The organism is Streptomyces sp. NWU339, assembly GCF_003143855.1.
Lineage (GTDB): Bacteria > Actinomycetota > Actinomycetes > Streptomycetales > Streptomycetaceae > Streptomyces.
Genome location: NZ_QFRK01000034.1, coordinates 74,563 through 96,793, shown reverse-complemented (window position 1 = coordinate 96,793; position 22,231 = coordinate 74,563). Strand labels below are relative to the sequence as shown.

Annotated in this window: 20 protein-coding genes and 3 pseudogenes; 15 read left to right on the top strand and 8 right to left on the bottom strand. The window is 69.3% G+C overall.

The annotated features are described in order from the left end of the window. The first annotated feature begins 145 nt into the window (after positions 1-145). The 7 genes and pseudogenes from DIZ27_RS30865 to sigJ all read left to right on the top strand — a co-directional run bounded on the left by DIZ27_RS30865 (position 146) and on the right by sigJ (position 5,289). On the top strand, positions 146-928 hold the full coding sequence (locus DIZ27_RS30865) for an NUDIX domain-containing protein (RefSeq protein ID WP_181383759.1): 783 nt from the start codon (positions 146-148) through the stop codon (positions 926-928). Positions 929-955: 27 nt separating this feature from the next. Continuing rightward, positions 956-1,297, top strand: coding sequence for a MazG nucleotide pyrophosphohydrolase domain-containing protein (locus DIZ27_RS30860; protein ID WP_109381713.1), 342 nt, complete (start codon positions 956-958; stop codon positions 1,295-1,297). A gap of 261 nt (positions 1,298-1,558) precedes the next feature. Beyond that, positions 1,559-2,089, top strand: a pseudogene (locus tag DIZ27_RS47585) (transposase); the annotation flags it as partial. Between the two features lie 41 nt (positions 2,090-2,130). Continuing rightward, the gene (locus DIZ27_RS47580; protein WP_258308613.1) at positions 2,131-3,048 is read left to right on the top strand and encodes a transposase; all 918 of its coding nucleotides are present in this window, start codon (positions 2,131-2,133) and stop codon (positions 3,046-3,048) included. A 63-nt stretch (positions 3,049-3,111) separates the two neighbouring features. Then, on the top strand, positions 3,112-3,537 hold the full coding sequence (locus tag DIZ27_RS30850; RefSeq protein WP_109381712.1) for a hypothetical protein: 426 nt from the start codon (positions 3,112-3,114) through the stop codon (positions 3,535-3,537). Beyond that, positions 3,534-4,343, top strand: a complete 810-nt coding sequence (locus DIZ27_RS30845) for an SDR family oxidoreductase (protein ID WP_258308612.1) — start codon at positions 3,534-3,536, stop codon at positions 4,341-4,343. The genes DIZ27_RS30850 and DIZ27_RS30845 overlap by 4 nt, the downstream gene beginning before the upstream one ends. Before the next feature lie 7 nt (positions 4,344-4,350). Next, on the top strand, positions 4,351-5,289 hold the full coding sequence (gene sigJ / locus DIZ27_RS30840) for an RNA polymerase sigma factor SigJ (protein WP_109381711.1): 939 nt from the start codon (positions 4,351-4,353) through the stop codon (positions 5,287-5,289). Positions 5,290-5,571: 282 nt separating this feature from the next. Here the strand turns inward: sigJ and DIZ27_RS30835 are convergent. Continuing rightward, positions 5,572-6,224 (bottom strand): annotated as a pseudogene (locus tag DIZ27_RS30835) (IS6 family transposase); the annotation flags it as partial. A 122-nt stretch (positions 6,225-6,346) separates the two neighbouring features. Between DIZ27_RS30835 and DIZ27_RS30830 the strand changes: the two are divergent. Further along, complete coding sequence (locus DIZ27_RS30830) at positions 6,347-7,432, top strand: integrase core domain-containing protein (protein ID WP_109381710.1); 1,086 nt, start codon at positions 6,347-6,349, stop codon at positions 7,430-7,432. Positions 7,433-7,669: 237 nt separating this feature from the next. Continuing rightward, a complete protein-coding gene (locus DIZ27_RS30825; RefSeq protein ID WP_109381709.1) occupies positions 7,670-8,866 on the top strand; it encodes an IS110 family transposase in 1,197 nt (398 codons plus the stop codon). 251 nt (positions 8,867-9,117) lie between these two features. Here DIZ27_RS30825 and DIZ27_RS30820 read toward each other — a convergent pair whose 3' ends face one another. Beyond that, entirely contained in the window at positions 9,118-10,143 is a 1,026-nt protein-coding gene (locus DIZ27_RS30820; RefSeq protein ID WP_109381708.1) for an alcohol dehydrogenase, read from the bottom strand. Positions 10,144-10,839: 696 nt separating this feature from the next. Between DIZ27_RS30820 and DIZ27_RS30815 the strand changes: the two genes are divergently transcribed. From DIZ27_RS30815 to DIZ27_RS30790, 6 genes and pseudogenes are all read left to right on the top strand, one after another. Further along, positions 10,840-11,730 carry an alpha/beta fold hydrolase gene (locus DIZ27_RS30815; RefSeq protein WP_258308611.1) on the top strand — a complete coding sequence of 297 codons (891 nt, stop codon included), beginning with the start codon at positions 10,840-10,842 and terminating at the stop codon, positions 11,728-11,730. Positions 11,731-11,927: 197 nt separating this feature from the next. Further along, positions 11,928-12,328: pseudogene (locus DIZ27_RS46555) on the top strand (alpha/beta fold hydrolase); the annotation flags it as partial. 104 nt (positions 12,329-12,432) lie between these two features. Next, positions 12,433-12,660 carry a three-helix bundle dimerization domain-containing protein gene (locus DIZ27_RS30805; RefSeq protein WP_109381706.1) on the top strand — a complete coding sequence of 76 codons (228 nt, stop codon included), beginning with the start codon at positions 12,433-12,435 and terminating at the stop codon, positions 12,658-12,660. Positions 12,661-12,741: 81 nt separating this feature from the next. Beyond that, positions 12,742-14,100: an ISL3 family transposase gene (locus tag DIZ27_RS30800; RefSeq protein WP_109381705.1), complete on the top strand. Its 1,359-nt coding sequence runs from the start codon at positions 12,742-12,744 to the stop codon at positions 14,098-14,100. A gap of 34 nt (positions 14,101-14,134) precedes the next feature. Continuing rightward, positions 14,135-15,145: an endonuclease/exonuclease/phosphatase family protein gene (locus DIZ27_RS30795; protein ID WP_109381704.1), complete on the top strand. Its 1,011-nt coding sequence runs from the start codon at positions 14,135-14,137 to the stop codon at positions 15,143-15,145. A 145-nt stretch (positions 15,146-15,290) separates the two neighbouring features. Next, positions 15,291-16,565: an ISL3 family transposase gene (locus tag DIZ27_RS30790; RefSeq protein WP_109381703.1), complete on the top strand. Its 1,275-nt coding sequence runs from the start codon at positions 15,291-15,293 to the stop codon at positions 16,563-16,565. Positions 16,566-17,317: 752 nt separating this feature from the next. Here the strand turns inward: DIZ27_RS30790 and DIZ27_RS30785 are convergent. The 6 genes from DIZ27_RS30785 to DIZ27_RS30765 all read right to left on the bottom strand — a co-directional run bounded on the left by DIZ27_RS30785 (position 17,318) and on the right by DIZ27_RS30765 (position 22,161). Next, positions 17,318-18,316: an asparaginase gene (locus DIZ27_RS30785; RefSeq protein ID WP_109381702.1), complete on the bottom strand. Its 999-nt coding sequence runs from the start codon at positions 18,314-18,316 to the stop codon at positions 17,318-17,320. Between the two features lie 312 nt (positions 18,317-18,628). After that, the gene (locus DIZ27_RS30780; RefSeq protein ID WP_258308617.1) at positions 18,629-19,459 is read right to left on the bottom strand and encodes an IS3 family transposase; all 831 of its coding nucleotides are present in this window, start codon (positions 19,457-19,459) and stop codon (positions 18,629-18,631) included. A 76-nt stretch (positions 19,460-19,535) separates the two neighbouring features. After that, complete coding sequence (locus DIZ27_RS47575; RefSeq protein ID WP_258308610.1) at positions 19,536-19,664, bottom strand: hypothetical protein; 129 nt, start codon at positions 19,662-19,664, stop codon at positions 19,536-19,538. Between the two features lie 69 nt (positions 19,665-19,733). Beyond that, positions 19,734-19,865 (bottom strand): transposase, encoded by a 132-nt coding sequence (locus DIZ27_RS47570; protein ID WP_258308609.1) that lies wholly within the window; start codon positions 19,863-19,865, stop codon positions 19,734-19,736. Next, the gene (locus tag DIZ27_RS30770; protein WP_109381701.1) at positions 19,834-20,265 is read right to left on the bottom strand and encodes a hypothetical protein; all 432 of its coding nucleotides are present in this window, start codon (positions 20,263-20,265) and stop codon (positions 19,834-19,836) included. Before DIZ27_RS30770 ends, DIZ27_RS47570 begins: the two co-directional genes overlap by 32 nt. 444 nt (positions 20,266-20,709) lie before the next feature. Next, a complete protein-coding gene (locus DIZ27_RS30765) occupies positions 20,710-22,161 on the bottom strand; it encodes an MFS transporter (RefSeq protein ID WP_109381700.1) in 1,452 nt (483 codons plus the stop codon). Positions 22,162-22,231 lie beyond the last annotated feature (70 nt).

Genomic DNA, 22,231 nt, shown 5'->3' with positions numbered 1-22,231 from the left:
GGCAAGCCAACCCGAAGATCATCGTATCGGCAGGCCCGCAGCCAACCTGACAATGCCGTCGCCTGACCAGCACCCTCGTCACCAGCCTTGCCCGGTACACCGGCGGCCCCGTCATGAACCTTCGACCGAAATTCCGGAGGTGCCCTTGAGTGAAAACTGGCTCCCGCCCATCGCGTACATGGCCACGCCGATGTCCAACACCACACCGGCACCGCTGCCCGTGGAGTTCGTCGACACGCAACACATCGACCTCGTCGAGCACCCTTCCCCTGCTCTGTCCCTCTGGGAACAACGGGAGGTCGACCGCCTCTGGGCGGCAACCGCGGCCCGGAACCCGGCAACCTTCGACGGTCCCCTCGTCGCGTGTCTCGGAATCGACCGACCGGACCCCAACCGCTTGACGGTGCGCTGGGCGAGGATGACCTACCGGCACAGAGCCCTGCGACACCTCCGACCGGCGGACGATGTCCCCGGCTCCGTCTTCGTCACGGTTCTACTCCCCACCGAGGACGGACTCGTGGTCGGACGTGGCTCCCCTGTCACGGCGGCGCCCGGCCGCTGGACGCTGCCCGGCGGCTCGGCCGAACCGCCGCCGCCCGGACATCCCCTGGACATGGACACACTGCGCCAGCACGCCACCCGCGAGCTCGCCGAAGAGACCGGCATCCACATCCCCGACCACGAGTTGCGGTTCTGGGGCCTCACCCGCGGAAGACGTTTCGGCAGCCTCGGCTTCCACTTCCTCGACCCGCCCAGGCCCAGCGCACTCGCGCAGCACCAACATGCGCACCTCAGCATGTCCGGGACCGGCCAGGACGCAGCCGAGCTCGACAAGATCGCGCTGGTGTCCTCGGCCGGGCATACCACCCGTCTTGGCCCCTGCGCGGACTACCTGCACCAGGTACTGGGCCGGTACTTCTCGGCCTGAGCACACGCATTCGAAGGGACGGACCTCATGGACCTCGACCGCCTGAAGCACCGGGCCATGCACATCCACGGCCTGTATGACGAACTGAACCGTCGTGAGCGCGGCCGCGTCTGGACACGCAGTGAATTCATGCTGGGCTTCATGGGCGACGTCGGCGACCTGGCCAAGCTCGTCATGGCCGAAGAAGGGGCACGAGAGAACCCAGGCGGCCGGGCCTCGCTGGAGCACGAGCTCGCCGACTGCTTGTGGTCGGTACTCGTCCTGGCCCACCTGCACAACGTGGACCTCGAGCACGCCTTCGACCGCACCATGACAGAGCTGGACAAGAAGATCAACGCCTGCCTTACCCAGAACGCTCCTGCCCCATGAGCGTCCTGGCATCACCCGGGCAGCAGCAAACCCTCGTCACCGAACCCACCCATCACCCGACAGCCTGTCGAGAGGCGGGAAGATCACCGTGGAAGTACGTCAAGCCGACCGCCGGGACGCAGCCGAACTCACCCGGCTACGCCGCCTCATGCTCGACACCGCTCGTGAGGTGTAACGGCTGGCTGGGAGGGTTCGTCGTCTGGCGTCGCTGTCGGCGCTACCGGTGGTTTGTTGAGTTTGGGCGGAGCGTGCAGTAGGCCAATGGGTAGGGGTTTTCCCTGCTCGGAGGTGGTCCTGATGGTGACTGCGCGGCGTCCGTGCCCGCCGGCCCCGGGCCCGCTGGAGGGCTATGCGACCCAATTCGACGACCTCTTCTCCTCGCTGGCGCAGCGGCGCGGGTTCCGGGAGTACCTGGCCGGGCTGCTGCTGCCGCGGGACCGGAACAAGATGCTCACGGCCCTGGCCGGGGCCGAACCKGTGACCGGTGCCCAGCATCCGGCGGTGCAGCGGCTGCAGTTCTTCCTCTCCGAGTCGCCCTGGGACCCCGAGCGGGTCGACGCCCGGCGCCTGGAGCTGCTGCGGGCCGATCCGGCGACGGTCCCGCACGCCGAGGGGGTGCTGGTCATCGACGACTCCGGGGACCGCAAGGACGGCGCCGCGAYCGCGCACGTCGGGCGGCAGTGGCTGGGCCGGTACGGCAAGACCGACAACGCCGTGGTCACGGTGACCACGCTGTGGGCGGACGAGCGCCTGTACTATCCGCTGCACGCGGTGCCGTACACCCCGGCCCACCACTTCGAACGGGGCCGCAGCGACCCGGCCTTCCGCACCAAGTGGAAGATCGCCGCCCAGCCGGCCGGGCCCGGGCCGCCGGATTCCCCTTCCGGGCGGCGGTGGCCGACGGCGCCTACGGCGACCTGGACGACTTCCGSTGCGAACTGCACGCCGCCGGTGTGCCGTTCGTCATGGCCGTCAAGCGCCGCYGCGGCATCTGGGCCTACGGCGACCAGGCCCGCACCCCGGTGGATGCCGCCCGCGAGCCGGCCTGGMRYGGCCCCGGGGAGCCCGGGGACTGGACCGCGGTGGTGCGCACCTTCCGCGACGGGCACATCGCCATCTGGTGGGCCGCCGATGCCACGCTCGGCTTTTGGGGGCCGGACGGCCTGACGCGGCTGGTGGTGGCCACCACCGACCCGGCCACCCTGCCGGAGAAGGCCACCTGGTACCTGGCCACCGACCTGCCCCGGCCCGGCTCGCCCCGCGCCGCCGAGTCCCCCTACCCGCCCGCGAACCTGGCCGAGATCGTGCGGGTCTACGGCATCCGCAACTGGATCGAGCAGGGTTACCAGCAGGTCAAGGACGAGCTGGGCTGGGCCGACTTCCAGGTCCGCTCCGATGTCGCGATCCTCCCCCAGCCTTCGGCCGGGGGTACCCCCAGTCACCAGGCCCTGGCCAACTGCGCGTTCACCTTCTGCTGGGAGACCTGGCTCACCGACCCGGGACCTGAGGCGACGTCGGCACCGGCATCGGACACCGACGCCGGAGAGAGGGGGGAMCGCATCGGCCCCGCCGTGCCGGCCGARRGCGATCCGCGCCGTCCGCGGCTGGCTGACCCCCGCGGTCGCGCTGCAGCGCTGGTGGCGGGCCTGGTCCAACGCGCCCCCGCCGACCGAGYTCCRGGSCCTGATCGACGCGGTCACCACCGGGCACACCGTGAGCCTCTACTCCCCGGTCTAACAAACCACCGCTAGCCGGGCCGAAGAATGTGAGAGGACTGGACCTCACATCGGACGGCGCTGTCTCGTCGTAGAAGCATGAACACGAAATTGCGCTACGGGTGTCTCGGCCTGCTGATCGTGACTGCCCTGTACGTTGGTGCGTGGGCCTACTTCGCACCGGAGACGTGGCACGAGAACTTCCCCGGGTTCGGATTGAGCTGGCTCCCGCAGCTGGGCCCGTACAACGAGCACCTCGCCAAGGACACCGGAGCGATGTTCCTGGCCTTGGCCGCGCTGACGCTGATCGCTCTGCGGGACGTACGCAACAACCGGCTGGTCCAGATCACGGGCGCGGTGTGGCTGGTGTTCAACGTGCTCCACCTCAGCTATCACGTACAACATCTCGGCATGTACGGGACGCGCGACCAGGTGCTCAACGTCCTGTCCCTGTCCGCGCTGGTGCTCGTCTCCGTTCCGCTCCTGGTGCCGCTCGGCCCCGTACGACGGAACGGCACACGGTGACGTACGAGAACACGACGGCGAAGGCGAGGATCGGCGTGCGGATCGCGGTGGCTGGAGGGACCGGGCTGGTCGGACGGCTCGTGGTCGAGGAGGTGACCGCGGCCGGACACGAGCCGGTGGTGCTCGCCCGCTCACGAGGGGTGGACCTGACGACGGGGGCGGGGCTCGACGCCGCCTTGCGGGGCGTCGAGGCGGTCATCGACGTGAGCAACCTGACCACCACGAGCGCCAAGAAGTCGTGCGCGTTCTTCGAGCGGGTCAGCCGCGAACTCCTGGACGCCGAAGCGCGGGCCGGGGTGGGACACCACGTCGCCTTGTCGATCGTCGGGATCGACCGGGTCGGCATGGGTTACTACCAGGGCAAGCTGCGCCAGGAGAACGTGGTGCGCAACGGCCCGACGCCGTGGACCGTCTTGCGCGCCACCCAGTTCCACGAGTTCGCGCAGCAGACGCTCGACCGGGTGCCGAGACCGCTCGCGGTGGTGCCCAGGATGCGGACGCAGCCGGTCGCCGCCCGCGAGGTGGCTCAGCATCTGGTCCGCCTCGCCCTCGCCCCCGCGCAAGGTATGGCCCCCGATCTCGCCGGGCCGGCCGTCGAGCAACTCGTCGACCTGACACGCCGCCTGCTACGGGCCCGGAATGAGCGGCGACTGCTGCTGCCGGTCACCTTCCCCGGCGCCACGGGCCGGGCCATGAAGGGTGACGGACTGCTGCCGACCGGCCAGGGACCGCGCGGCAGCCAGACCTTCGACGCATGGCTCGCCCGCCACGTGGCCGACACCGCCCCGGCCGCCGGAAGGGGATGACGAGCGGATGCCCACGCCCTCCGACGCCGAATCCGACCCCGCCCCCACCCTCCACTCTCTCCTGGCCGAGCGCCGCCACCTGCTCAATCTCGGCTACCGGATGCTCGGGTCCGTGCAGGAGGCCGAGGATGTCGTCCAGGAGACGTACGCGCGCTGGTACGCCCTCTCCGAGGAGGGCCGGGAGGCGATCGCGGCCCCGGAGGCGTGGCTGACCCGGGTCGCCTCGCGCATCTGCCTCGATCACCTCGCTTCCGCGCGGGTGCGGCGGGAGCGCTACACCGGTGAATGGCTGCCCGAACCCGTCCGGCACAGCGCCACGTGGAGCAGCACCGGCGCCGCGGACGCGGGCGACCCCGCCGACCGGATCACCCTCGACGAATCCGTCAGCATGGGCATGCTCGTGGTCCTGGAGACGATCACGCCCGCGGAACGCGTCGCCTTCGTCCTGCACGACGTCTTCGGCGTGCCGTTCACGGAGATCGCCGAGACGGTGGGCCGTACCCCCGCGGCCTGCCGCCAACTCGCCTCCTCCGCCCGCAGGCGCCTCGCCCGCGAACGGATTGGCAGCAGCACGACGCCGGAGCACCGGCGGGTCGTCTCCGCCTTCCGCGAGGCGTGCGAGACCGGTGACCTCGGCGCTCTCGTCGATCTGCTCGACCCCGGCGTCGAGTCGCGCAGCGACGGCGGCGGCAAGGTGCGGGCGGCGCTGCGTCCCGTACTCGGCCAGGACAAGGTGGCCCGCCTCGTCCTCGGCCTCCTGCGCCAGGAACCGGAGGTGGAACTCGTCGAGGACGACGTCAACGGCGCCCCGGGCCTGTCCGTCCGCATCGCCGGCACCACGGTCGCCGTCCTGTCCATGGGCATCCGCGACGGTCTGATCGCCGACCTGTGGCTGGTGGCCAACCCGGACAAGCTGCATGCGTGGACCAGGTACGGCAGGGAATGAGGCGGCGTGCCGTACGCGGTTCCGAGAGACATGCGAGTCGATCCAGTCCGTTCCCTTTTCCGCTCCGTTCCCTTCAGCAGACCGCTGCCCGGCGTGCCCGGTGGACTGCCCACCGATGCGCGGGGCAGGCGCTGTCACGTTGTTGAGTGAGGAGGTGCTTGGGGTGCGTCGGGGCGTGGCGAAGCCGGGTTCCGGCCGCGTGTTCAAGGGATGCTGGACAGGCCGGCAACTCCGGTGACCTGGTCCCAGATGGCGAAGCGGGCGGTCGTCTCGGTAGTCGTGTGCGGTCATCAGGTGGCGGCGGGGCCGGAAGTGGGGGGAGATGCCGCTGAACGCGGCCAGGAACCGCTGCGCCCCGCCGGTGCTGCGGAAGCCTTTCATCGCGCGTTCGCGTTGCCGGGTGGGCTGGTGGCTGTTCTCGGCCCGGTTGTTCAGGCCCTGGTGCGAACGGTGCTCGACCAAGGGCATGACCTGGCGGTGGGCGGCGCCGTAGGAGCGGAGCTTGTCAGTGACGATCACCCGGGGCACCGTGCGGGTCGTCTGCAGCAGGCGGCGGAAGAACCGCCGGGCTGCGGCGGTGTCCCGCCGGTTCTGCACGAGGATGTCCAGGACGGTGCCGTTCTGGGCCACGGCCCGCCACAGGTACGTCTCTCTCCGTTGATTTTGACGAAGACCTCGTCCAGATGCCATGTGTCGCCGGGCCGGGGCCGACGGCGGCGCAACGCGCCGGCGTACTGCTGCCCGAACTTCACACACCAGCGCCGCACCGTCTCGTGTGAGACAGTCACGCCGCGCCCGGGCATCAGCTCCTCGACCTTGCGGAAGCTGAGCGGGAAGCGGAAGTACAGCCACACACAGTGGGCGATGATCTGCACCGGGTACCGGTGCCCCTGGTACGACGGCGACGCGCTGTCCACGGACAACCCCTCCCGCATGATCAACCAGAAGATCACCCCACCCGCTCAGCCAACGTGACAGCGTGTGCCGTTCGGAAACTCATCGCTGCTGCTCGGAGTGGGTCTGGCGCGCCACTATGAGCTCCTGGAACCCTGTCCGGATGCTCGTCTCACTGGTGTATCACGTGGCGCGGAAGCTGCTGTCGGTCCCGGCGGTGCTGCTACGCCGACGCGCGGCAAAGGATGCTGAGTTGCTGGTGCTGCGGCATGAGAACGCGGTGCTGCGCAGGCAGCTCAAGGGACCGGTGCGGTATGCGCCGGCGGACCGGCTGTGGTTCGCGGCGTTGTCTGCGCTGATCCCGCGGCGTCGGTGGGCGCGCGTTTTCCCGGTGACGCCTGCAACTGTGCCGGCGTGGCACCGCAGACTTATCGTGCGCAAGTGGGACTACAGCAAGCGCCGGAGCAGGCCGGGCAGGCCGCCGACCGCGAGCGCGGTGAAGGCGTTGGTGCTGCGGCTGGCCCGGGAGAATCCGCGGTGGGGCTGCCGTCGGATCCAAGGTGAACTCGTTCGTCTGGGGCATTCGATCGGCGCCACGACGGTCTGGGAGATCCTGACGGCGGCCGGAATCGATCCCGCCCCGCGCCGCGGCGGGCCGACATGGCGTGAGTTCCTGACCGCGCAGGCCGAGGGCATCATCGCCTGCGACTTCGTGCACATCGATCTCGTCGATCTGCGCCGGGTGTACGCRTTGGTCTTCCTCGAGCACGGCACGCGCCGCCTGCACATCGCCGGCGTGACCGCCCATCCCACCGGGCCCTGGACGGTGCAGCAGGCAAGAAACCYGGCCCTCGAGTTGGGTGTGCGGGCCGACTCGCTGCGTTTCCTGCTCCGCGACCGGGACGCGCAGGACACGGAGTCCTTCGATGCRGTCTTCGCGGCCGACGACATCGAGRTCGTGAGGACCGCGCCGCGAGCTCCTCGGATGAACGCGCACKGCGAACGGGTCATCGGCACCCTGCGGCGCGAGGTCCTCGACCACCTGCTGATATGCAGCGAGGCCCACGCCCGACAGGCCCTGGACGCCTACGCCCGGCACTACAACCGTCATCGCCCGCACCAGGCCCGGGGACAGCTTCCACCCCTCGSCCACAAGCACCCAGCGCCCCCGACCGACCTGGCCGCGCGCCGACTCCTCCGCACCCGAGTACTCGGCGGCGTCATCAACGAGTACGGATACGCAGCCTAATGGGAGCTGCCGGGTCGGTGAGACTCGGTGCCGTAGCCGCCAGCAGGTGAGCACTTCCGCTGCCGGAGCCGTTCGAGCTCTGTGGTCAGACCGTGCCCCTGCTGGTCGGCCGGGAGGCCAGACCGCTGATGGGGTGGCGTGCCCGCCGAGTGGGGCGTGAGCACTGGATCCATTAGGCCGCGTGCCGTGTCTTCCGGAGGCTGCACGAGTAGTGAAGTACCTGACCAGGAGGACGAGTTGCTGCTGATCGGCGATGACTGGGCCGAAGACCACCACGATGTCGAGATCCAGGACGCTACCGGCCGAAAACTAGCCGCCGCCAAGCTACCCGAAGGTATCGAGGGCATCGCCAAGTTCCATGAACTCGTCGCGAAGCACGGCGATGATCACCTCGATGCCACCGAGGTGATCGTGGGGATCGAGACCGACCGCGGCCCCTGGGTACAGGCGCTGCTCGCCGCCGGCTACCAGGTCTACGCGATCAACCCGAGGCAGGCCGCCCGGTTCAAGGAGCGGTACGGCACCTCCGGAGCCAAGAGTGACAAGGGCGATGCCCACGCGCTGGCCGACATGGTCCGCATCGACCGCGACCAGCTGCGGCCGATCGCCGGGGACAGCGAGCAGGCCCAGGCCGTCAAGGTCGTCGCCCGCGCCCACCAGACCCTCATCTGGGAACGTACCCGCACCTTCCAGCGGCTGCGCAACACCCTGCGCGAGTACTTCCCGGCCGCCCTGAACGCCTACGCCGACCTCACGCTGACCAGCACGGACGCCCTGGAGCTGCTGATCAAGGCCCCCACCCCGGCAGCGGCGGCGAAGCTGACCCGCCCCCAGATCACCGCCGTCCTGGCCCGGCACCGCCGGCATAACCGGACGGCGAAAGCGGCCACGATCACCGCCGCGCTGCGCGAGAAGCACCTGACCCTGCCTGAGCCGGTGACTACCGCCTATGCGGCCACCACCATCGCCCACGCACGGCTGCTGATCGCATTGAACGAGCAGATAGCCGAAATGGAAGCGCAGGTGAGGGCGCATTTTCTCGCGCACCCGGACGCTGAGATCTACCTCTCGATGCCCGGCATCGGAGCGGTCACCGGCGCCCGGGCGCTCGCCGAGTTCGGAGACGACCCCACCCGCTACAGCTCCGCCAAGGCCCGGAAGAACTATGCGGGCACCAGCCCGATCACCCGGGCCTCCGGCAAGAGCCACACCGTCCAGGCCCGCTTCGTGCGCAACAACCGGCTCGCCGACGCCCTGCAGGCCCAGGCGTTCTCCGCCCTGCGTGCCTCACCCGGAGCCCGCCGCTATTACGACAAGCAGCGAGCCCGCGAGGCCGGCTACAACCCCGCCCTCCGCCAGCTCGGCAACCGCCTCGTCGGCATCCTCCACGGATGCCTCAAAACCCGCACCACATACGACGAAGCGACCGCCTGACCAGCAGCGACGCGTTTCCGAACGGCACAGGCAACCCGGCCGTCAACTCCCTCACTCTCTCTCATGGCAGCGCTGCTATCAGGTCCAGTTCGCCCCGTCGCTGCGCGGCCTGGGCCATCTCCGTCCACGGCTGCCGGGGCTCGTCGGCCGGCTCCGGTTCGCGCTGGTCGGCGCGGTCGGCGGCGATGGAGCCGTGGTCCGCTCAAGCATGCGGTCTGAGCTGGGCGGATCATCAATCGGCACGCACAGCGTCAGTGAGTGGTGAGCACCATCCGGAAGCGGGCGGCGCCGGACATCATCCTCTGGTACGCCTCGTCGGCCTGGTCCAGCGGCACGCTCTCGACCATCGGCCGGATCCCGTGCAGGGCGCTGAACGCCATGGTGTCCTGCACGTCCTGCGCGGTGCCGGACGGGTGGCCTCGGATGATCTTGCCGCTCATGAGCAGCTGGTTCGGGCTGATTCCCAGCGGAGCGGCGTCCGCACCGATGATCACCAGCTCGCCGCGGGGAGAGAGCCCCTCCACGGTCGCCGTGATGGCCTCGGAGTTGGCGGCGGTGGCCAGCACTACTCTGGCGCCACCGAGGGACTGGAGCGCGTCGGCGACGGAAGTGTCCGCGGTGCTGTCGATGTAGTGGTGCGCGCCGAGCTCCTTGGCGAAGTCGGCCTTGTCGGCTCCGCGGGCGATGGCCACGGTCTCGAAGCCCATCGCGGCCGCGAACTGCACCCCCAGGTGGCCGAGGCCACCGATGCCGAGTACGGCGACCAGGTCGCCCGGCCGTGCGGAGCTGCGCCGCAGCCCGTTGTAGGTGGTCACCCCCGCGCAGGCCATGGGCGCCGCATCGGTCGCCACCAGGGCGTCGGGGATTCTGGCCAGGGCATCGACCGGTGCGATCACCGTCTCGGCGTAACCCCCGTCGTATGCCCCTCCAGGGACCTTCAGGTTCTCGCACACGATGAAGTCGCCCTGCCTGCAAGGCGTGCAGTGGCCGCAGCTGCCGCCGAACCAGCCGACCGCCACCCGGTCGCCCACCTGCCGGCCACCGCTGTCTGCTTCCTCCCCCAGCTCCTCGATGCGCCCGGCGATCTCATGCCCGGGGACCAGCGGAAACCGCACGCCCGGCAGCATCGCGTTGACGAAAGCGGCGTCGCTGTGACAGATCCCGCAGGCGTCCACGGCGATCCGTATGCGGCCGGGGCCCGGCCGCGGTACCTCACGCTCGACGATCTCGAACGGACCGCCGGCGGCGGCCACCTGCGCGACACGATAAGTGCTCATCTGGCTCTCTCCCCGGTAGCACGACGGCCCCCACAACCAGCACACCAGCCCCGGTCCCATCACGCGCGCCGAGCCAGGTGAGCACCCGGCACAAGACGCCGACCACAGCACACAGGCGCCGGGACAGGGCCACGGAACGAGTCGCGCGGGCGGACAGCAGTCGCAGCCGGCTCGTGTGGACTCCGGCCACAGCACGATCCTGGCCTTCGCTCTTGCGGCGCGGCAACCGTGGAGGCGACCTGTTCGATGAGGCCGGCCACTGGGGCCGGCTGTGACACATGGATGGTGGTCGAGCCGGCTCGCCCGGACATGGTGCGCTGGGCGGACGGGGGAATCATCTTGTCGTCGGCAGTGATCAGGTACCGGCTTGGCCTGGTCTGCCAGGCGGGCTCGGTGACCTGCTCAGGTGGTCTGGAGTGGTCGTGACCAGGCGATTTCTTGGCGCTCGGTACCGCTACAGCAAAATGATCATGAGGACGCTTCGGGAATCCTGAGGTTTTCTCATCCTCGCTCGGCCTGCGGGCTGTCCGGACGCCAACGGTGGCCAGGAGCAACGCGCGTTCGCAAGGAACGCGGGTTCGCAAGGACCGTCGCAGTGGCGTCACCTGATCAGCCCAGCATCACCGCGCCGGACGGCCGGCGGCCGGACACAGTGAGCAGCGACGGCCACCCCCGGCCGAGGAAAAGAGGCCCACCATGCCCCGATCCCTCCCCAGCGCTTGGCGCACCGGCGCCGCCGCGCTCGCCCTCTCCGCCACGGTCATACCCGGGCAGACCGCATCGGCCGCCTCCGCCCCCTTGGGGGGGAACACCGCGGGCGACAGGCCCACCATCGTCCTGGTGCACGGTTCCTTCACGGACGCCTCGGGCTGGAGGCCGGTCATCGGCGCCCTGCAGCAGCGCGGCTACCGGGTCGTCGCGCCGGCCAACCCGCTGCGCGGCCTGTCCCAGGACTCCGCCTACCTCGCCGCGTTCCTCAAAAGCATCAAAGGCCCGCTCGTGCTGGTCGGGCACTCCTACGGCGGCTCGGTGATCACCAACGCCGCGACCGGAAACCCCAACGTCACCTCCCTGGTCTACATAGCCGGCTTCGCCCCGGAGAAGGGCGAGTCGGCGGCCGAGCTGCTCGCCAAGTTCCCCGGCAGCCGACTGACCGACGAATCCGCCGCGTTCAACGCCGTGCCCATCCCCAAGGACCAGGGGGCGGTGGACCTCTACATCAAGCCCGACAAGTTCCGGGACGTCTTCCTCAGCAACCGGCTCAGCCCCGCCGAGGCGGCCGTGGCCGCCGCCTCCCAGCGTCCCGCGACGCCGGCCACGTCCACCGAGAAGTCCGGTGCCCCGGCGTGGAAGACCATCCCCAGCTGGTTCCTGGTCGGCACCGACGACCGCGCCATCGGCACCGCCAACCTTCGCTTCATGGCCGAACGCGCCCGGGCCCATACCGTCGAGGTCGACGCCCCGCACGCCGTCTACCTGACCGCCCCGGACGCCGTGACGGACCTGATCCTCGACGCGGCCGGTACCCCGAGCCCGGCCCACACCCCGGGCCTGGCCCGCACCGGGAACTCCACCCCGCCGTCCTGAGCGGCGCCGCCGCAGCCGCCATCGGGCTGGGCACTGCCTTGGTCTGGTCGGCCCGCAAGCGCCGGCAGAGCAGCCGAGCCTGACCGGCCCGGCCCACCGGCGCCGCCGCGCGAGCCGGGACAGCGGGTCGCCGCGCGCCATCGGCCCGGGACATGAGCCCAGCGAGACGAACGGCCGAAACCATGGGGTACATCACCGCCGACGACCCGGCCCGGCTGATCGAGAGCCTGGACCTGCGGGACGCGATCCTGGTCGGGCACTCCACTGGCGGCAGCGAGGTGGCCCGCTACATCGGCAGGCATCACACCGAACGGGTCGCGACAACGGTCCTGCCGGGCGCGGTACCGCCGCTGATGCTCAGGACCGACGCCAACCCCGAAGGGCTGCCCATCGAGGCGTTCGACGCCATCCGCGCGGGCGTCGACGGCGACCGCTCACAGTACTACCGGGAGCCGGCGGAGCCGTTCTGCGGCTTCAACCGGCCCGGCGCGGAGGGGCAGCGCCGGCCATACGCCGCGCCTTCCGGCCGTACAGCATGCAGGTCGGGCTCGAGGGCGCCCACGACTGCATCGCGCAGCTCTCAAAGCAGGACTTCACCGGCTCTTTTCGGGCACACGCCGGTGGCAAGGATGCGTCCGCACCGCCGCCGTGCAACCTCAACCACGTCAACATCCTCAGTTACCTGCGCCGGAAGGAAGAGGGGTGCCTGAAGATTCACGGGAGACCGCAGCCGTCCGGGAGGTCACTGAACGGCTGAAGTCCACTTACGCCGGCCGTCGCACGGCACAGGAGATCGAGGCCGCCGTTGGGGAGGCGTACAACCACCTGCGTGACAGGCCCGTGCGGGATTTCGTCCCCGTCCTGGTGGAACGCCGAGCCCGCCGTATCCTGGCCGACCTGGCTGTCACGTTGCGTGAGGGCCAAGGGTAGTGGGGACGGTCCTGGCAGCAGGATGCCCGTGGCCATGGGTGATCATTTCTGTTCTCGACGCAGAACAATCACCCAGAAACCATGGGCTTGGACAACGATACGACGTTGCTGCTCGACCTGGACGGCCTGGCCGTCGCCCGGGTGGAGCGGCTGGAGGACGGCACCCGCCGGGTGCACCTGATCACCGCCGATGAGCAGGCGCGGGCCTGCCCCGAGTTCGGGGTGTTTGCCACGCGGGTGAAGGGCTCCGCGACGACTCGGCCCCGCGATCTGCCCTACGGCGAGAGCGGGCTGGAGTTGCGCTGGCACAAGCGCCGCTGGTGGTGCCGGGAGCCCGGCTGCCCGCGCCGGTCGTTCACCGAGCAGATCCCGCAGATACCGGCCGGCGCACGGATCACCATGCGGCTACGCAGTGCCGCCGGACGCCGGATACGCGACGCCGAGTCCACCGTCATCCAGGCCGCCCGTGACCTGAACCTGTCCTGGCCCACCGTGATGGACGCCTTCCGCACCGCCGCCTGCGAGGTCACCGAAGCACCCCTTCCCGAGGTCCAGGTGCTGGGCATCGACGAGACCCGGCGCGGACGGCCCCGCTGGGAACAGGACCCGGACACCGGCAAGTGGCACCTGGTACGCGAGAGGTGGCACACCGGCTTCGTCGACGCCCTCGGCACCGGCGGACTGCTCGGCCAGGTCGAAGGCCGCACGGTCGCCGACGTGCTCGCCTGGCTCGCCACCACCCCGCTGAACTGGCGCAAGAGCATCGCATACGTCGCCATCGACATGTCCACCGTCTACCGCGCGGCCGTGCGCACCGCCCTGCCGCACGCCACCGTCGTGGTCGACCACTTCCACGTCGTCCAGCTCGCCAACAAGATGCTCTCCATGGTTCGGCGCCGCACCACCGCCGAGATCCGCGGCCGACGCGGACGCGCCAGTGACCCGGAGTGGAAAGCCAGGCGGCGCCTGCTGCGCAACCGCGAGGACCTCACCGACGAACAGTTCACGCACATGTGGAATGCGCTGCTGAATGAGGGAAAGATCGGGCAGGAGTTGCTGACGGCATGGATCGCCAAGGAGAATCTGCGCAACCTCCTCGCCCTGGCCCGCACCAGCGCGGATCAGCACCAAGTCGGGCAGGCTCGCTGGAAGTTCCTCACCTGGTGCGCGGATTCCGACATTCCCGAGGTGCGGCAGCTCGCCGTCACCGTCGACCGCTGGTGGCCCGAGATCGGGGCCTTCATCGACACCGGGCACAGCAATGCCAAGAGCGAGGGCATCAACCGCGTGATCAAGCTCGTCGCCCGCAACGCGTTCGGCTTCCACAACGCCGAGAACCAGCGGCTACGGACACGCTGCGTCACCACCCGGCGAGCCCGCGGACACCTTCGCACCGCTCAACTTTGCAGTCCCGTCAAACGGCGTTCAAATAGCCACTAGTTGACCGTTCACCCAATATCACTACGTTGGCGACATGACAACTTACCGGAAACGTGTTCTCGCCAGCCTGATCACCAGCGCTGCCCTACTCACCGCCAGCCCCGCCGCGGCAACACCTTCCGCTCACGCAGGCAAGCCGACCGATGTGCGGGTCCTGGCCTGGAACATCTACCACGGCGGTCTGGACGACAACTGGGACGATGTCGACAACCGCCAGGACGTCATCCACCAGATCGTCGAGGCGGACCCGGATGTGTTCTTCTCCGTCGAAACCTATGGCGCCGGTGACGAGATCGTCGCCGGACTCGAGGCGGCCACCGGAGAAGACTGGACCGGCGTCCAGATCACACCCAGCTCGACCGGCAACGACAACCTGTGGCTCTTCACCCACTACGACATCGACAAGGTGTTCCCCGCACCGACCGGTTACAAGGAGACCGGCGCATTCCATATCGGCGGCGCCCGGGTGATCGCCGACGACGGACGAGCCATCAACGCGTTCACCATGTGGAGCAACTACACCAACCCCTGGGTCGGCGACCTGATCGAGGCCAACGCCCTGGACGTCGCCGCCGGCCGCGAGCCGCAGGTCCCCGCCAAGAAGATCGTCGACGCCGACCGCCGCCAAACGCAGTACGTCTCCGACTTCCTCGACTACGTCGACATCCACGCCCCCGCCGACGAGCCGGTCCTGATGGGTGGTGACCTCAACACGATGCCCGCATCTGACTGGACCTCGCAATGGGCCCGCTGCGCCGACCACTTCGGCCTGTCCTATGACCTGGCTGCTACCGACCAGTTCACCGATGCCGGCTTCGTCGACACCTACCGGGCCGCCAACCCCAACGTCTGCCGGGCCCCCGGCATGACATGGAGCCCCCGGCTGGGCATGACCACCGCGGATCGGATCGACTTCATCTACGCCAAGGGCCAGGTGGTCCAGGTCAAGAACTCCTACACCATCGCCGACCGGCTGCCCGGTGACCTGGGCGACCAGTTCTACTCCGACCACTCGGCGGTCGTCTCGGACGTGCGCATCAAGTGATGACGGTTCGCTGAACCAGAGCCGATATAAAACGGCTCTCCTGTCGCTTCCGTGGGTGTCTGACCTGGGCTGATGCGTAGAACACGCCGTATCCGGGATACGTTTCGACTGCTGAAGGTACGAAACGGAAGAACCCGGATACGGCGTGCGAAGTGCAAGGGTATGGACTCGGCTGCTCGATGTCGAGAACACGGTGATCGAGCAGGTCAGTGTGGAGGAGGCCGAGCCCGGCGAGGGGGACGACGGCGAGCGCGTCATCGTGGTCTGCGCCCGGCCCGCGAAGGGCCGGCGGCAGCGGTGCGGCATCTGTAGCCGCACGTGCGCGAAGTACGACGCCGGTGAGGGCCGCCGCCGCTGGCGGGCCCTGGACATCGGCACCCTCAAAGCCGTGATCGAAGCCGACGCGCCGCGGGTGGCCTGCCCCGAGCACGGCGTGACGGTCGCGGCGGTGCCCTGGGCCAGACACGGCGCCGGACACACCCACGCCTTCGACGCCACCGCCGCGTGGCTGGCCACCTGCTGCAGCAAGACCACCGTCACCCAGCTGCTGCGGATCGGCTGGCGCACCGTCGGCAACATCTGCGAGCGGGTCTGGGCCGACGTCGAAGCGTCGGTGGACCTGTTCGCCGGACTGCGGCGGATCGGCATCGACGAGATCAGCTACAAGAAGCGGCACAAGTACCTCACCATCGTGGTCGATCACGATTCCGGGCGCCTGGTATGGGCGGCGGCCGACCGGGACAAGGACACCCTGCACGCCTTCTTCGACGCCCTCGGCGCCGAGCGCACCGCGCAGATCACGCACGTGTCGGCGGACGGCGCCGAGTGGATCGATGCCGTCGTCGCGGCCCGCTGCCCGAACGCGGTGCGCTGCATGGACCCCTTCCACGTCGTGAAGTGGGCCACCGACGCCCTGGACGTCGTCCGCCGGAACGTGTGGAACGCCGAGCGCGGCGGCAAGGGCCGGACCACCCGCGGCTCGAAGTCGCTGAAGAAGGCCCGCTTCGCACTCTGGAAGAACCCCGAGGACCTCACCGCCGGCCAGCAGGCTCAGCTCGCCTTCATCGCCGCAGCCCACCCGCTGCTGCACCGCGCCTACCTCCTCAAGGAGGGCCTGCGCATGGCGTTGAAACAGGGCAAGGACACCGCCGAGGTGCTGTGGGACTGGGTGATCTGGGCCCGACGCTGTCGCATCCCCGCCTTCGTCGACCTCCAGCGCGCCATCGTCCGGCACTGGGACGCCATCATCGCCGCGGCCGAGCACAACCTGAGCAACGGGCTGATCGAGTCCACGAACACCAAGATCCGCCTCATCACCCGCCTGGCCTTCGGGTTCAAGAGCCCCGACGCCCTGATCGCCCTGGCGATGCTCAGCCTCGGCGGACACCGCCCGCAGCTACCAGGCCGTCAACTCGCATAACCCCACCCACGGAAGCGACAGGAGAGCCTATAAACTGACGGAGATGGTTGACACCCGGGCCTGGTGATCATACGGAGATCCGGGTGAGTGAACCCCAGTTGGACCGCGAGGTGCGTCGGCGCCTCGCGGCCCTGCGTCATATGGAGTAAGTCAGCGGAAACGTCGCGCGCCATCGAAGCTGCCTGGCCCGGGGCACACACCCGCGCCGACGAGGCTGACCCGCCGGCGCCGGGAGGGGCGACAAAGATGGCGATGACGTGTGGGCCAGCTACCCCAGCCCTGGTGATATGGAGCAAATGTGCGGCCCCGGCGAGCTGCCGAGCAGCACAACCCACCACATCATCCAGGGACGCACCCTGCCCGCCAGCCCTGAGCAGGCCATTGCCTTCCTGAAGGCCTGCTACGTGGGTCCCTTCGGCCGTCCACCACGAGATTCTCGAGGTCCAGGCCGATGGCCTCGTCGTAGGCCTCCAAGGCCAAATGATCACGGAGAACCACGGGCATCCTGCGTCCGGGGCAGGGCCGCAGCTTCACGCACGGTGACAGATCGTCAGGGACCCTGATGAGGCACACCGCTCAACTTCGAAGACCCGACAAACTCAGTAGACCCGGTAGCTCTGCCGTACGCCGTTGTCCCGACAAGAAGGACAGCGCCTCGAAGAAGTCCTCCCCGTGGTCGAGGTGACGCCGAAGGTACGACCTACGGTCAGCTCGTGAGCACGTATATGCGGATGCCTCCTGAAAAGGTGGGATCAGAAGGTAAAGGGAGTAAAGGTCTCGCGAACCGCCGCCCCGTCGGCGCCCTGGGCGAGTAGGGCGTGCAGCAGGATCCGCGCCTGGTACGGGCTGAGATCTCCGGCGCCGATGAGCCCTCGTCCCAGGAGGTCTTTCTCGGAGCCGGGGAAGCCGTACGTGTCGGACAGGACAGGGCCGTTGCCGATGCGGGAGGCGAGGACCACGGGGATGCGTGACGCGAGCTTGGTGAGTCCTTCGACAAGGCGTTCCGGGACGTGGCCGACGCCGAAGGCCGCGACCACGAGTCCGTCGCAGTTGCCGTCCCACAGATCGAGCAGGGCGCCGTCGTCGCCGAGGGTGACGGTGTAGAGCCCGACACGCGCCGCGCGGGTCGGTGCACCGACCCGCGCGGCGCGGCGCGGCGGGCCGCCCACCAGCCGCACCCGGTTCTCCGCGATCCTGGCGATCGGGCCACACGCCGGTGAGGTGAAGGCGGCGGGGCTGGTGGTGTGGGACTTGCGGACGGTCCGGGCCGAGTGGACCTCGTCGCCGAGTACGACGAGGCAGCCGGCGGCCCTGAGACCGGGATCGGCGGCGGCCAGGACGGCGGCGTGGAGGTTGGCCGGGCCGTCGGCACCGGGAAGGGTGGGGTTACGCATCGCGCCGGTGACGACGATCGGCTGCTCGTGGCCGTGGTAGAGATCGAGGAGGAAGGCCGTCTCCTCGATGGTGTCGGTGCCCTGGGTGATGACGACGCCGTCGACGTCACCGGCCTCCAGCTCCGCCGTGATCGCGGCCGACAGCGCGGTGAGATCCTCGAACGTCAGAGAGGCACCGGGCAGACGCCGGAAATCCCGCACCTTCAGGCTGACGCCGCTAGTGGCCAGGGCGGGCACCGCGGCCAACAGCTCATGGGCCGACAGCGTGGGTACGACGCCTCCGGTGGTGGGATCCGTGGTCATGGCGATCGTGCCGCCGAGGGAGAAGACCGCCACGTTCCTGACCGACGTCGTCATATCCTTGCTCCCCTGTCCGGACCTCGCCGAGCGCGGCCTCACGAGTGGTTCACGCAGGCTATCGGGTCGGCGCCGTCCGGGTACGCGGAATGATCACCAGTTGCTCGGCCACGAACCGGCAGGCGGCTTCCAGCCCTTCCAGACCGAGCAACCAGCTGCGCGGTCGCGCGAGCCGCTCCGTGCCGACGGCCGACAACTGTGCGCACCGTCGCCCCAGCCAGGAGGCGTCGAGACTCAGATACTCCGCCGTTGCCGCAAGGCGCCTTCCGGCTTGCTCGGCAGCTGTCAATCCCCTCGGACTGTGGAGATCTTCTAAGCGGCCGACTCCAAGGCGGAGTTGGCGCGATGGTCGTGCTCGTAGTCGGTCGGACTCCGGTACCCACACACGCTGTGTAGTCGGTGCGTGTTGTAGAAGCCGGTGATCCAGGTTGCGATCCGTAGCCGGGCCTCGGTGCGGGTGGTGAACGTGTGCCGGTGGACGTACTCGACCTTGAGCACGCTGTTGAACGCCTCGCTGGCGGCGTTGGCGAAACACGACCCGGCACGGCCCATGGACTGCGTCACGCCCAGGCGCCGGCAGGCGCGGCGGAGGCGCCGGGAGTGGTATTCGCTGCCGCGGTCACTGTGGAAGATCACGCCGCTGATGTCGCCGCCCCGGGTGGCCGCGGCCATGTGCAGGGAGGCGACGACGAGGTCGGCGTCGTGCCGCTCGCCCCTCGCGTAGCCGGGCAGGCGGCGCGAGAACAGGTCGATGACGGTGGCGAGGTAGAGCTTGCCCTCACCGGTGGTGATCTCTGTCATGTCGCCGCACCACACCTGGTCCGGAGCGTCCGCGGTGAAGTCCCGCCGCACGAAGTCCGGGGCTGCGGGGCGCTTGCCGGGCCGGGTCAGCCCGCGCCGTCGGCGGATCTTCCGTCCGGCCAGGCCGAGTTGGGCCATCAGCCGGGCCACGGTGTTCGCCGAGACGCGCCGGCCCTCGCGGGCCAGGACGAGCCAGACCTTCGGGGATCCGTAGGTGCCGCCGGAGTCCTCGAAGGCCTGCCGTATCGCGTCAGCCGGCTGCCCCCGCCGGACCTGCCGGACGGTGGTGGGCTTGTCACGCCACTTGGAGAACCAGGACTCCGACCCCCCAGAACCCGGCAGGCCAGACGGTGCGGGACCTGGTGCCCGGTCCTCTGGTTACCGATGAACGCGGCCACGGCGGCCGGGTCCGTCTCGGTCACTTCACCCAGAGGACCATGCATCGCTTGAGGACATCACGCTCCACCTCCAGCTCGCGGAGGCGCTTGTTCTTCTCGCTCATCTCCCGCTGCAGCCGCTCCGGCTCGGCGCGCTCTGCCTCGCGCATCCGCCCGCCCGGCGCGGGCTCGGCCGGCCGGTCGGACGATGCCGACCCGTTGCGCCGCCACCGCGACATTCAGCTGTGCAGCGTTCCGGAGTGGACACCGAGCTCCTCGGCGACCTCCGGGATCGGCCTGCCCGTCTCGATCACGATGCGTACAGCACCCTCGCGAAACTCAGGCGTGTACGTCCGTTGCTTGGACCCCATGAACCCCAACTTCCCCTGCAATCAAGGACTCCACGCTACGAGGGGAAGGACAGAGGTTGAAGAGGCTGCCGTGGAGGGACTGTCCCGTGTCCGCCCGCGGCTCGAAGGTGCCTTGGTTGAGGCCATACCACAGGACCGACTGGTTCGCCGTAATGACGGGGATCCCTAGTTCCTGCTCGAGCGGCACCACCGCACCCTGCGCGCGGAACCCGCTGCCCGGAACAAGGATGCCGTCGAGAGCGGTGTCCTCGGCATCTTTGAAGGCCGCGAGTGTCTGCTGGCGGACGTCGTCCGGATCCACGGCCCATCGGGCGCCCTCGTCGAAGGCGTTGTACCGGGGAATGCCCGCCCATTCCGGACCGAGGTCGAACTGGGCGATGCGGATGCGTTCGATGCCCACCGCGGCGAGGTACCTCTCGGTCGCCTCGAAGGTCGGGGGGGGTGAACCAGGGAGGCATCATCACCAGCGGTCGGCGGACACCTGCGGCTTTCAGGGCGGCCGTCATGGCCACCGCCGCGGTGTAGGCCGGCGTGCCGTGGGAGTGCGACTCGGCCTCCGCGATGAACTCCGTGTCGAAGGACGGTCCTCCGAAGAAACTGCTCGATCCGAAGCACAGGGCAATGCTGTCGGTGCCCAGTTGCCCCAGGTGGTCCAGGCCTCGGGCGACCTCGGCGGACGACGCGAAGGCGCGAGCAGGGCTGCCGACGTACTCCGTATCGGCGGGACGAGGGCACTCGAAGCGAGCCGTGTGGATGGAGACGCCTGCCGGAGCCATGCCCCATATCTCCGTCTCGGGCACGGGGTCGTTGTGGATGACGAGAATTCCCAGCCGGGCCGCGGTGGTCATCCGGCCCTCCCTTCCTCGGATGCCGCGATGGGTTCGCCGACCGCGGACGGCATCGGCGTTCCGGCCTGGGCCGCGGGTACGCGGAATCCCGCCCAGGACCACACGATCCCGATGAGCGCGACGGTGGCTGCCAGCAAGAACGCGGGCAGGAAGCGGTCGTCACCGGGATTGGTGCCTAGAACGAGGACCAGGACCGCCACTCCCAATGCGCCGCCCGCGTACTGGGTCGTGGTCATCAGGGCACCCGCGACGCCCTGGTTGTGGTCGTCGACGTCGCGCGTTCCGCCGACGAACATGGAGGTGTAGATCATGCCGTGGCCGATACCGCTCACGATGAGGCCGGGAAGCATGCCCACGAGATATGAGTGGTTGTGCACTGAAACGGCGAGCAGCACGAGGCCGGCCGCTCCGATGGCGAAGGCCAGCGGCAATGTGCGCTGTACGCCGAGGAAGTTGATCAGACGGCCGGCGATCATGTTGCCGAGCGTGATGCACACCGCCAGCGGCAGGAAGGCGATGCCCGCGGCCAGCGGCTCGAACCCACGCCCTTCCTGGAGCAGGAGCGTGACCAGGTAGAACTCGGATCCCGCCACGCTTGCCATGTACAGCGCCGAGGCGCCGCAGCCGACCACGAGAGTGCGAGTACCCCGCAGCGAGGATGCGACGAGCGGCTGGGCGCTGCCGCGCTCCCGGGCGACGAAGAGGGCGAGCAGGACCACGGCTGCGACGAAGCTGCCCAGCGCGAGCGGATCGGTCCAGCCGACATCCGCGGCCAGGGTGAGCCCCAGCACCGAGACGAGCACGGTCGCTGTGCAGAGCACGGCGCTGAGGACGTTGAGGGGTATGGCCTTCCTCGAGTCGGTCTTGCCGGGCAGCAGTCGCGGCGCGGCCAGGGCGCACACGGCGGCGAACGGCAGGTTCACGAAGAACGTCCAGCGCCAGGACGCCGTGGTGAGCAGGCCGCCGATGACGACGCCGGCGGCGAGGCCGCTGGCGCCCACCGTCCCCCAGACGGCGAGTGCGCGCGTGCGCTCGCGTCCCGGTCGGAAGGTCGTGTTCACCAGGGCCAGGATCGAGGGCTGGAGCGTGGCGGCGGCCACTCCCTGCGCCCCTCGGGCGATCAGCAGCAGGGAAGCATTGCCGGCGATGCCTCCGGCCAGGGAGGCGACGCCGAACAACAGCAGAGCGGCGATGAACATGTTGCGCGCGCCTATACGGTCGGCGGCCCGCCCACCGACGATGAGGAATCCGGCGAAGAAGACGGAGTAGGCGCTGAGCACCCATTGGATGGTGCTGCCGGACAGTTGGAGGTCCGAGCCCATGCTGGGCAGGGCCACGAAGATGACCGAGAAATCGAGCGCGATGAGGAACTGGGCCGCGGACAGTGTGACCAGACCTGCGACGGGACTCCTCGGCGGCGTCATGCCGAGTGTCGTTGGTGATGCCATGACTTTCTCCAACCGCCTTGTCGTATTGTCGTATTGATGAGGCAGTGCAAGTTGTGGTGCAGTGCGAGCC